This window comes from Bradyrhizobium sp. SZCCHNR1051, from assembly GCF_032489615.1.
GTDB lineage: Bacteria > Pseudomonadota > Alphaproteobacteria > Rhizobiales > Xanthobacteraceae > Bradyrhizobium.
The window spans coordinates 236,009-247,107 of sequence record NZ_JAUEYJ010000010.1 but is presented as its reverse complement, the minus strand read 5'-3'; the positions used below and the strand labels follow the sequence as shown (position 1 = coordinate 247,107).

Here is an 11,099-nt window from a genome sequence, read left to right as displayed (position 1 = left end):
CCAAAGACCGCCCCCAACAAACGACGCCCCTCTTGACAACTTACTCCCCATACAAGGTTCAGCCGAGACATCCCGGCATTCCCCGCGCGATGGTTTTCACGCTTATGTCGCGATCTCCTCGGTGTCCGGCTTTTTAGCCACCGTCGCCCTCGGGATCATCAACCCCTCGGACTTGGCGCCAGCATCGGGGCGCCAGGACCACGCGTCTTCACGTCCGCAAGCCTGCCGTTCGTCGGCGGGCATCAAGCCCGCTGCGGCACACTCACAGCCACCGCATCTCCGGCCCACGTCTCGTGACGATCGCGATGCGCCCCTCTCGGCGGGCCGGGATGGGCGTAGACAATCATGATTTTTGAAAAAGCGAAAGTAATTTATTTTTCACCGAAGGACTGGACAGGCCAAATCAGCTTGAGAACAAACACGAATTGGCTGGTGACGCGCACGGGCCTCTCCCGGCGTCATTGCGCTCGCGATGACGGCAGATGAGGCGGTCGGGTGGGCAAAGGCGCGCGGCTGGACATTGTCTGACGGCATGTTTCGCGCGCCGTGCCCACCGGCCGCATCCGCCGGCACCGATGGTGGGCACGCGCCGCCTCGCGGCGTCGCTTTCCCACCCTGCGACAGCGTCTGCGTGGAGGTCCGTTCCGGAACACTTCCCCGAGCCACAGGTCGAAAATGCTTCCACATCGGGCACGGAGCCCTTCACCATGCAGGACATCAAGGAACACATGGAGATCATCGGCGCCGACGGCGTGCATGTCGGCACCGTCGACCACGTCGAAGGCAATCGCATCAAGCTGACGAAGAAGGACAGCGGCGAGGGCAGCCACAAGGGGCATCATCACTTCATCGACAAGGGCCTCGTCGCCGACGTCGAAGGCGACAAGGTGCGGCTGTCGGCCATCGGCGCCGTCGCGGTGACGATGGAGGAGGAGAAGTAGGATGCGTCCACTTCTGTCTGCGTCGCTGCGCTCGCAATGACGATGAGTGACAACCGTAGGGTGGGCAAAGCGGCGCCGTCGGGCGGCGCGTGCCCACCATCAGGGCGGGCGGATGCGGCCGGTGGGCACGGCGCGGAATACATCATGTCCCATATCAACGTGAGGGGCGCGCCTTTGCCTACCCTACAATTCTACGCCTACTCCGCGTAGCCGACGATCGTCTTCAGCAGCTTCGGGAACCTTGCGTTGAGGTCGGCCTCGCGCACGACGTTGCGGTGTTCGACGCCCTTTTTCGTGGTCTGGATCAGGCCGGCCTCGCGCAGGATCCGGAAATGGTTCGAGAGCGTCGATTTGGCCATGTCGGGGCAGGGCGCCGCCGCCGAGCAGGACATGCAGTCGTTCTGCTGCATCAGGCTCTTGACGATGCGCAGCCGCATCGGGTCGGCGAGCGCCGAGAGCACGCCGGCCAACGTGATGTCCTCCCGCGACGGATGAAACAATGGCGCCATGAAAAAACATATAGCGACGGCCTTGCGCCCGTTCAATAGTTCACTAGTTCTGAACTATTGAACAGAGCGCCGCGGCGCAAGGAGAGCAGGATGAGCAGGAGATTCGAAGGCAAGGTGGCGCTGGTGACCGGCGCATCCAAGGGGATCGGCGCGGAGATCGCCGCCAGACTTGCCGCGGAAGGCGCCGCGGTCGCCGTCAACTACAGCTCCAGCCGCGAGGGCGCCGACCGCGTCGTGGCCGCGATCACCGGCAAGGGCGGCAAGGCGGTGGCCGTGCACGGCAATCTCGCCAATCCCGGTGACGTCAAGACCGTCGTCGCCGAGACCGTCAAGGCGCTGGGCCCGATCGACATCCTCGTCAACAATGCCGGCGTCTACGCGTTCGCGCCGCTCGACGGCATCACGCCGGAGCACTTCCACAGCCAGTTCGACGTCAACGTGCTCGGCCTGCTCCTGGTGTCGCAGGAGGCCGCGCGGCATTTCAATCCGGCCGGCGGCAGCATCGTCAACATCTCCTCCGGCGTGTCGACCCTGACGCCGCCGAACACCGCCGTCTACACCGCGACCAAGGCCGCCGTCGATGCCATCTCGTCGGTGCTGTCGAAGGAGCTCGCGCCGCGCAAGATCCGCGTCAACACCATCAATCCCGGCATGATCGTGACCGAGGGCGTCGTCGCCGCCGGCCTGCACGAGGGCGACATGCGCGACTGGATCGAGACGACTACGCCGCTCGCGCGCGTCGGCAAGGCCGAGGAGATCGCCGCCGCGGTGGCGTTCTTTGCCTCGGATGATGCGTCCTACGTGACCGGCGAGACGCTGCACGTCACCGGTGGATTGCGCTGAGCGTCACGTCGCTCCGCTCGTAACAACGGCCGGCGAACCGTAGGGTGGGCAAAGCGCCGCCGCAAGGCGGCGCGTGCCCACCATCGGTGCCGGCGGGTGTGGGCGGTGGGCACGGCGCGTGAGAGATCGGGCCCACCAACGTCGTGCGGGGCGCGCCTTTGCCCAGCCTACGCGCCGGAGACCGGCTCTGGCGAATGGGCCGTCAGTGAGGTCGAAGACGAATGACGGAAACAACTAGAGGTTGATTATCTATCTGAGATCGGATCAAATTGGGCTCGCCGAATCCGTGATGCGCGCATCGCGGACAAGATCAGCGTTTCAACCTCCGGCCGGCCGGACGATGGCGTTTTGCCATCTATTCACCTCCCCGCCTGCTGCATTTCGAATGACCAAGGAGTTTCCATGCGCATCGGCATTGCACTTTCGACCCTCTCCGTCGTCGTGGGATCGGCGGTTCTCGGCTGGGGGCTGACCGCGCCGCGCACCGCGCACGCGTTCCTGGAGGACATCTGCGTCCCGCGCGTGAAGGGCGGTCTGAGGAATTGTCTCGCGCCGGCCAGCGCGTGCCGCAACCCGGCGGAGGCGCTCAACCGCGGCTGCCTGCTCGAGGCGGTGCAGTTCGCCGTCATCCCGCCCGGCCGCAGCATGGTTCATGCCGACTCCACCTATTTCATCGCCCAGGCGCTCGGCTATCGCGCCGACGTGGCCTATTGGATCGCTGCCTACAACGAGAATTCCGACTACGCGCAATATGCGCCGATCGATCAGTGCGGCGGGCAGGCGACATCGACCAATTCGGGCGCCAGCTACATCACCGCCAAGTTCAACGGCTTCCAGCGCACCAACAACACCACCGACGGGCCGCTCTATCACTATCTGCTGAACTTCTCGCCGAACGGGCAGGGCACCGACGTGCACGGCGCCAGCGGCGTGCAGGCGGTGTATCCGTTCCACTATCCGCCGCCCGGCTATCCCGTGACCATCGACAGCGTCTATCAGGGCACGCTGTACGATCTCCGGCAATGGGCCATGAAGGGCGACGAGGCCCCGGGTCTGCTGTGCACCGCCGGATTCACGACGCCGAACGGGTCATCGAACTTCAGCGGCCCGCAATGTCTGGCGAACGTGTCGATCAGCGGCAACGTGCCGCTGTTGGAGAACTACGCGATCGGACCGGCCATCAACATCACCTCGGGACCGAAGGTGCTCGACAACAGCAACGGCGTCGTCGACTACACCCAGCTCAAGTCCTGGCTGGACGACAAGAGCCGGACCACCGGCGTGCTGTTCGACGACCCCAGGAAGCCGCCGGTGCCGGTGCAGATCGCCCGGATCGGGCTCTATCTGCACTCCCTGCAGGATGCCTCGTCGCACGGCACCTTCTGCGGCGACGACGCGCCGTCGCCGCCGGGCGGATCGGACGTCGGCAGCTACATGGCCATGAGTTCCGGCAGCGTGAAGCTCGCGTTCGGCACCTATTGCGCCACGGGCCCGCATCTGGCGAGCCACGTCCAGGAGACCGGCACGGGTGACGCCAGCCTGCCGCTGCGCGACTATGTGGCGCTGAACAACACGCTCGACGAGCTGATCCTGTTCGGCAACAATGTCGCCAAGCCGCGCGGCTGGATCGTCAATCCCAGCCTGCTGCCGCCGAACGTCGTCGGGGCTAAGAGCGCCGCCGGCGACAGCGCCGCCGATTTGAAGTCGCGCCTCGTCGGCCGCATCGTGCAGGGCCAGCAATGGTCGCGCGCCGAGGTCTACGCCTCCGGCATCATCACCCTGCCGCTGCAGCGCACCGACGCCCAGGACCGGCTCAACACCATGAACGCCGCACTGGGCGCGTACTCGAAGCGGCTGACGAATGCCAACCCCAAGCTGACCCCGCTGCGGCCAATGCCGGGGAATTCGTTCGTGGCGGGCAATACGTCGGTGTGCTTCCGCTAAGTAGCCCGGATGAGCGAAGCGATATCCGGGGTCTCATGCGCAGGTCGTGCGGTCCCGGATGTCGCTTCGCTCATCCGGGCTACGCGCGCTGATCATCGCGGTGCGTGGAAGAAAACGCGCGGCGTCCATGAATGCGCCCTCTCCCCTTGTGGGAGAGGGCGTGTCAGGAAGGTCGGCAAGCTCGGTCGGGTGAGGGGTATGCCTCCACGCGCGTCGTTTGCGGAGAGATACCCCTCACCCAACCGAGTCCGTGGACGGGACGGAGATGCCCTCTCCTACAAGGGGAGAGGGCGCTGTATCGCTCAGCGCGACGAGTCGATGGGATGCGCAAAGCGCCGCCGTCGGCGTGCCAACAATGTCACCCGTCCGGGCCGCGGTGGGTACGACTCCGCAGCGTCGCCGGGCGGTGGAGCACGATCCGCTCATCCGCGCGCGTGGCGTGGTCAGCCGATCAGCACCATCCCTTCTTCCAGTGGCCCGGCGGACAATGATGGCCGCGCCAACCCACCTTTCGGCCGCGACTCCAGCCGAAGGCCCGGTGACCGCCTCCGCGGCCCCAGCCATGACCATGACCATGGCCATGACCGCCTCTCACCTCGATGAGATCAGATGCGCCGCGATCGACCTGAAGGGGAGCGCGAGGCAACGCGCTGGCGGGCACGATCAGCGCGGTTGAAATCGATGTTGCAAGGATGAAGATCGCTTTGCGCATGTGACTCCTCGAATGTCTGGAAGATAAACTGAGAGGCTTACGGCTTTTCTGTGTCTTCACGCGAAAGGGGGGCCGGGAAGCGGGATCGTATCCCGTTCGCGCGCCCATTACTTCCTATGCGTGCTGGAGCCGGTGGTCGTCATGCGCTGGCCGGGAGCGCTCTCGGAATGCCCCGGGCCGGCGGCGGTGTTGCTCTGGTGACCGGGCGCGTACTCCGAAGCGCCGGGCGCCGTCGACGTCTTGCTACGCTGCATCTGTTGACCGGGCGCCTTCTTCGACGCGCCGTGCGAACTTGCGCAGGTCTCTGCGGCGAACACCGGCGAAGCGGCGAACAGAGCCGCCGTCAAAACCATTGCCATCTTCATGAACGAACCTCCTTCGTTGTTGGGTTCGTAGCAAACTTCCGTTTGACGGCGATCGTTCCGCTGCTCCGGGAAATCCTGGGGATCGTTTAGCGGACGCGGTATGATGTTCGGGCGGCCTGAGAGTGCATCCGTCTCGGCAGCCGCGATCCCGGATGTCGCTCTCGCTCATCCGGGTTACGAAAGCTCATTCATGACAGGACCATCACCATGTCCCGCCTGCACTGGATCGACTTGCCCATCGCCGGCCGGCTCGCCATCGCGGCGCGGCCGCGGGCGGAAGACTGGCTGGCAGACGACATCGCGGCCTGGGTGGGCGAGGGCATCGCCGTCGTCGTCAGCCTGCTGGAGCCGACCGAGGTTCATGACCTCGGCCTTCAGCGCGAGGCCGCGCTGTGCCAGTCGCACGGCATGGCCTTCCTGTCGTTCCCGGTCCTCGACCGCGGCCTGCCCGACAGCAGTGCGGCGGTGCGGCTTGCTGAGGGCCTCGCGGTGCGGCTGACGGAGGGCGAGACGGTCCTGATCCATTGCCGGGCCGGTATCGGCCGCTCGGCCGTCATCGCAGCGTGTGTAATGATTCGGCTGGGCATTCATGGAGCTGAGGCATTCGACCGGATCGCCGCCGCACGCGGCGTGCGCGTGCCGGATACGGAAGATCAGCGGGAGTGGGTGAGGACGTTCGAGCGCAAACAGATCGAGTAAAGTGCAGCGTCACCGTAACCCCGTAACCCCGGGTAGGTGCGGTCATAATATTCATGGTTGCCCATCACCATGACGATCGGCACGTCCTCCGCCACGATCTCGCGCAGCCGCGCAAACCCGTTCACCGCCCCCTCGCAGACATCGCCGGCGACATCGACCCCGGGCAGCGGCTCGATCGGCTTGATGTCGGCCATGTCGGCGTGGAGATCGGAGAAGATGTGGAGGCGCATGCGGGGGGTGTGGGTCAGTGGAGCCTTGGGCTCGCACCGTAGGGCGCGTTAGCGAAGCGTAACGCGCCGCTCCGGTCAAGCGGCGGATGACACTCCGTTAATACGCCCTACGCACGCCGCTCAACGATGTCCGACCGGAGGCATGGACGGACGAGCAGGGACGAGAATCCCTTCTTTTTCATGCCGCCGCCCGGCGAACTGCGCCAGGACTATCCGAACGCATCGTTCGCGCTGCAAAGAGTTCGCTTATTCAACCCACGAATTCACCGAGCGAAATTCAGCGCCGTTTTCAAGCCAGAAATAGATATCACCGGGCGTCTCGTTGAAAACCCAATGATCCACGACCGGGCCGTCTTCCTCGTGGACGAAGCCCTGGCCTGCGAGTGTCACCTTCTTACCGGACTTGATTGCTGCGTAAGTGACGTCATCCACCTCTATCGAGTGGACGTCGTAGCCGTAGGATATTGTAATCGTCACCATGAGGACACGCTCCGCCTGCCGCTTTGCGTTTCCTCGCTACTGCGAGTCACGCGCAAGGCTCCTGTAACATCCCGTGTACCAAGCGATCCATATCAGCCTGGCGCCGTGTTCGCCCCGAGCCGATCAGCGAAAACCCCGCCGTCGCCGGCGGGGTTTGTTTGTAAGGGACACGCTGCTAGGGGGCACGCTTTTTTCACGTTGTAGCAGCGCGGGCCTCAAACTTGGCGATCACGGGCTTTCTTTCGTGTGAGCTAGAGCGATGGCACTTTTAGTGCAGTCCTAAGAACAACCCGTCGTGCTGCCGCACGTATCGCACTTCATGCAGGTCCCGTTCCGCACCAGCGTGAAGTTGCCGCACTCCGAGCACATCTCGCCTTCGTAGCCCTTGGCCTTGGCCTCGGCGCGGCGTTCGGCCTTGGAGGCGACTTGGGTGTTGGCCGTGCCGGCCTTGCTCCATTGCAGGGCCTCGAGCTTCTCGGTCGGCGAGAGGTCGTGCTGCGGCTCCTGCTTCAGGGCGGTGGCGCCTTCGACGGAATCGCCGGCGCGGGCATGGGAGAGGGCGGTGACAGTCACCCCACCCCGATCGGAAGCTGCGCTTCCGATCGTCCCTCCCCCTGCAGGGGAGGGTGACGAGGAGCCGCCGCGCATCACGACGAGATTGTCGGTGCGGGAGCGGGTCAGGCCGCGCGACACGTACTTCGCGGCCTGCTGGCTGCCGTCCTCCGACGGCTTGCCTTCGTCGACGCCGCGGCCGAGCGCATCGAAATTGCTCTCGGAGGGGTCGACATGGGCGAGGTCGAAGCGCGACATGTAGCTGACGGCGAGCTCGCGGAACACGTAGTCGAGGATCGACGTGGCGTATTTGATGCTGTCGTTGCCCTGCACCGGGCCGGCCGGCTCGAAGCGGGTGAAGGTGAAGGCGTCGACATACTCCTCCAGTGGCACGCCGTACTGGAGACCCAGCGACACCGCGATGGCGAAGTTGTTGATGAAGGAGCGCAGTGCCGCGCCTTCCTTATGCATGTCGATGAAGATCTCGCCGAGGCGGCCGTCATCATACTCGCCGGTGCGCAAGTACACCTTGTGACCGCCGACGACCGCCTTCTGGGTGTAGCCCTTGCGGCGATCCGGCATCTTCTCGCGCTCGCGCATCACCACGATGCGCTCGACCAGCTTCTCGACGATCTTCTCCGAGACCTGCGTGGCGCGCGCGGCAAGCGGCTTCTCGTAGAAGGACTCGACCGCATCGTCCTCGTCCTCATCGTCGGCGATGAGCTGCGAGTTGAGCGGCTGCGACAGTTTTGAGCCGTCGCGGTAGAGCGCGTTGGCCTTCAGCGCGAGCTTCCAGGACAGGAGGTATGCCGCCTTGCAATCCTCGACCGTGGCGTCGTTCGGCATGTTGATGGTCTTGGAGATCGCGCCCGAGATGAACGGCTGCGCCGCCGCCATCATGCGGATGTGGCTCTCGACCGAGAGATAGCGCTTGCCGATCTTGCCGCAGGGATTGGCGCAATCGAACACCGCGTAGTGCTCCGCCTTCAGATGCGGGGCGCCCTCGACCGTCATCGCGCCGCAGATGTGCACGTTGGCGGCCTCGATCTCGCGCTTGGTGAAGCCGATCGCCGAGAGCAGGTCGAAGGTGGGGGCGGCGATCGCTTCAGTGGTGACGCCGAGCTGCTTGACGATGAAGTCCTCGCCGAGCGTCCACTTGTTGAACACGAACTTGATGTCGAACGCGGTCGGCAGCGCCTTCTCGACCTTGGCGATGGCCTCGTCCGTAAAGCCCTTGGCCTTCAGGGTCGTGGCGTTGACGCCGGGGGCGTTCGACAGCGAGCCGTGACCGACGGCATAGGCCTCGATCTCGGCGATCTCGCTCTCGCGATAGCCGAGCACGCGCAGGGCTGCGGGAACGGCGCGGTTGATGATCTTGAAGTAGCCGCCGCCGGCCAGCTTCTTGAACTTCACCAGCGCGAAATCAGGCTCGATGCCGGTGGTGTCGCAATCCATCACCAGGCCGATGGTGCCGGTGGGGGCGACCACGGTGACCTGGGCGTTGCGATAGCCGTTGGTCTCGCCGAGCGTGAGCGCGTCGTCCCAGGCCTGGATGGCGTGGCTGACCAGCGAGACCTGCGGGCAGTGGGCGTGATCGAGCGGCACGGGCGCGACCGAGAGCGCCTCATAGCCGGTCGCCTCGCCGCGCGCGGCGCGGCGATGGTTCTTGATGACGCGCAGCATGTGCGCGGCGTTCTTCTTGTAGCCGGGGAAGGGGCCGAGCTCGCCGGCCATCTCGGCCGAGGTCTTGTACGCAATGCCGGTCATGATCGCCGACAGCGCGCCGCACAGCGCGCGGCCTTCCTTGCTGTCGTAGGGCAGGCCCATGGTCATCAACAGGCCGCCGATATTGGCATAGCCGAGGCCGAGCGTGCGGAACTCGTAGGAGAGCTCGGCGATCGCCTTCGACGGGAACTGCGCCATCAGCACGGAGATCTCGAGCACGACCGTCCAGAGACGGCAGAGATGCTCATAGGCGCCGACGTCGAAGTGCTTCGTTTCCGTGTTGTAGAAGGTCAGCAGGTTGGCCGAGGCCAGGTTGCACGCCGTGTCGTCCAGGAACATGTATTCCGAGCACGGATTGGACGCGCGGATGTCGCCGGACGCCTTGCAGGTGTGCCAGTCGTTCATCGTGGTGTTGAAGTGCAGGCCCGGATCGGCGCTGGCCCAGGCGGCGTGGCCGATCTTCTCCCAGAGGTCGCGCGCCTTCAGCGTCTTGACGACCTTCTTGTTGGTGCGGCCGATCAGGTTCCAGTCGCCGTCGGTCTCGACCGCGCGCAGGAAGTCGTCCTTCAGCGACACCGAGTTGTTGGAGTTCTGGCCGGACACCGTGAGATAGGCTTCCGAGTCCCAGTCCGTATCGTAGATCGGGAAGTCGATGTCCTTGTAGCCCTGCTTGGCGAACTGGATGACCCGCTTGATGTAGTTGTCGGGCACCAGCGCGCGGCGCGCGAGCTTGATCTCGCGGCGCAGGGCAGGGTTCTTCTCGGGATCGAAGCAGTCGTCGCCGGAGCCCTCGCAATTGACGCAGGCCTTCATCACGGCCTTGAGGTGCTTCTGGTTGATCTTGGAGCCGGTGACCAGCGCGGCGACCTTCTGCTCCTCCTTCACCTTCCAGTCGATATAGGCCTCGATGTCCGGATGGTCGGCGTCGACCACCACCATCTTGGCGGCGCGGCGGGTGGTGCCGCCCGACTTGATGGCGCCGGCGGCGCGGTCGCCGATCTTGAGGAAGCTCATCAGGCCGGACGAGCGGCCGCCGCCCGACAGCCTCTCGCCTTCGCCGCGCAGCCGCGAGAAGTTGGAGCCGGTGCCGGAGCCGTATTTGAACAGGCGCGCCTCGCGCACCCACAGGTCCATGATGCCGCCGTCATTGACGAGGTCGTCCTCGACGCCCTGGATGAAGCAGGCGTGCGGCTGCGGATGCTCGTAGGACGACTTCGACTTGGTCAGCTTGCCGGTCTTGTAGTCGACGTAATAGTGGCCCTGGCCGGGGCCGTCGATGCCGTAGGCCCAGTGCAGCCCGGTGTTGAACCATTGCGGCGAGTTCGGCGCGACCATCTGCTTGGCGAGCATGAAGCGCAGCTCGTCGTAGAACGCGACCGCATCCTCCTCCGACGAGAAGTAGCTGCCCTTCCAGCCCCAATAGGTCCAGCAGCCGGCGAGGCGGTCGAACACCTGCTTGGCGGAGCGCTCGCTGCCGTAGCGCTCGTTCTCAGGGAGAGCGGCCAGCGCCTCGGTGTCCGGCACCGAGCGCCACAGCCACGACGGCACGGTCTCTTCCTCGACCTTCTTCAGGCGCGCGGCGACGCCCGCCTTGCGGAAATACTTCTGCGCCAGCACGTCGGAGGCGACCTGCGACCAGAACTCGGGCACCTCGACATTCTCGAGCCGGAACACCACGGATCCATCCGGATTCTTGATCTCGGACGTGGTCAGGCGGAAGTCGATCCCTGCATAGGGCGACTGTCCTTCGGTGGTGTTGCGCCGTTCAATCCGCATCGCGAGCCCCAATAGTTCTTGCCGGACCGCGCTTGGCGGCCGGGATCATTGCATCCAAGGGCGACGGCTGGAAGTCCCCGGACGCTGCCGGAAACTTCGTCTGCCGCCGCAGTTCAACCGGTTGCCCGGTCCGCATCTGTTCAGCCTCGAAGGCGAAGGCCTTGCGCCGTTGACCGGCGTCTCGCCCCGTCTTTCCTCGCCGGCCCGTGCAGCCCGTCCGCTGCCCGCGCCGCTCAACGCATCACGCTCTCAACGCATCACGCCCGCCATCCGGCTCCGTCATCACCGCAGGGGAGCCCCATATCTAGTGGGGTTCCCTTAAG

At 65.1% G+C, this 11,099-nt stretch carries 10 protein-coding genes; 4 read left to right on the top strand and 6 right to left on the bottom strand.

All coding sequences use genetic code 11. From position 1 onward, the window contains the following. Nucleotides 1–707: 707 nt before the first annotated feature. Complete coding sequence (locus tag QW868_RS14845) at nucleotides 708–941, top strand: DUF2171 domain-containing protein (protein ID WP_315798501.1); 234 nt, start codon at nucleotides 708–710, stop codon at nucleotides 939–941. 197 nt (nucleotides 942–1,138) lie between these two features. Here the strand turns inward: QW868_RS14845 and QW868_RS14840 are convergent, their stop codons facing one another. Then, on the bottom strand, nucleotides 1,139–1,450 hold the full coding sequence (locus tag QW868_RS14840; RefSeq protein WP_315737741.1) for a helix-turn-helix domain-containing protein: 312 nt from the start codon (nucleotides 1,448–1,450) through the stop codon (nucleotides 1,139–1,141). 90 nt (nucleotides 1,451–1,540) lie between these two features. On the opposite strand from QW868_RS14840, the gene QW868_RS14835 reads away from it, so the two are divergent. Beyond that, a complete protein-coding gene (locus QW868_RS14835) occupies nucleotides 1,541–2,293 on the top strand; it encodes a glucose 1-dehydrogenase (protein WP_316230834.1) in 753 nt (250 codons plus the stop codon). Nucleotides 2,294–2,695: 402 nt separating this feature from the next. Beyond that, nucleotides 2,696–4,237, top strand: coding sequence for a hypothetical protein (locus tag QW868_RS14830; RefSeq protein WP_316230833.1), 1,542 nt, complete (start codon nucleotides 2,696–2,698; stop codon nucleotides 4,235–4,237). A 451-nt stretch (nucleotides 4,238–4,688) separates the two neighbouring features. Here QW868_RS14830 and QW868_RS14825 read toward each other — a convergent pair whose 3' ends face one another. Next, complete coding sequence (locus tag QW868_RS14825) at nucleotides 4,689–4,949, bottom strand: hypothetical protein (RefSeq protein ID WP_315712249.1); 261 nt, start codon at nucleotides 4,947–4,949, stop codon at nucleotides 4,689–4,691. Between the two features lie 107 nt (nucleotides 4,950–5,056). Then, on the bottom strand, nucleotides 5,057–5,314 hold the full coding sequence (locus QW868_RS14820) for a hypothetical protein (RefSeq protein WP_316230832.1): 258 nt from the start codon (nucleotides 5,312–5,314) through the stop codon (nucleotides 5,057–5,059). A gap of 207 nt (nucleotides 5,315–5,521) precedes the next feature. On the opposite strand from QW868_RS14820, the gene QW868_RS14815 reads away from it, so the two are divergent. Continuing rightward, nucleotides 5,522–6,013, top strand: a complete 492-nt coding sequence (locus QW868_RS14815) for a hypothetical protein (RefSeq protein WP_316230831.1) — start codon at nucleotides 5,522–5,524, stop codon at nucleotides 6,011–6,013. Here QW868_RS14815 and QW868_RS14810 read toward each other — a convergent pair. The 3 genes from QW868_RS14810 to QW868_RS14800 all read right to left on the bottom strand — a co-directional run bounded on the left by QW868_RS14810 (nucleotide 5,968) and on the right by QW868_RS14800 (nucleotide 10,776). Beyond that, a complete protein-coding gene (locus QW868_RS14810) occupies nucleotides 5,968–6,243 on the bottom strand; it encodes a metallophosphoesterase (protein WP_316230830.1) in 276 nt (91 codons plus the stop codon). The genes QW868_RS14815 and QW868_RS14810 overlap by 46 nt on opposite strands. 246 nt (nucleotides 6,244–6,489) lie before the next feature. Then, entirely contained in the window at nucleotides 6,490–6,723 is a 234-nt protein-coding gene (locus tag QW868_RS14805) for a hypothetical protein (protein WP_316230829.1), read from the bottom strand. A gap of 279 nt (nucleotides 6,724–7,002) precedes the next feature. Beyond that, complete coding sequence (locus QW868_RS14800; protein ID WP_316230828.1) at nucleotides 7,003–10,776, bottom strand: vitamin B12-dependent ribonucleotide reductase; 3,774 nt, start codon at nucleotides 10,774–10,776, stop codon at nucleotides 7,003–7,005. Nucleotides 10,777–11,099 lie beyond the last annotated feature (323 nt).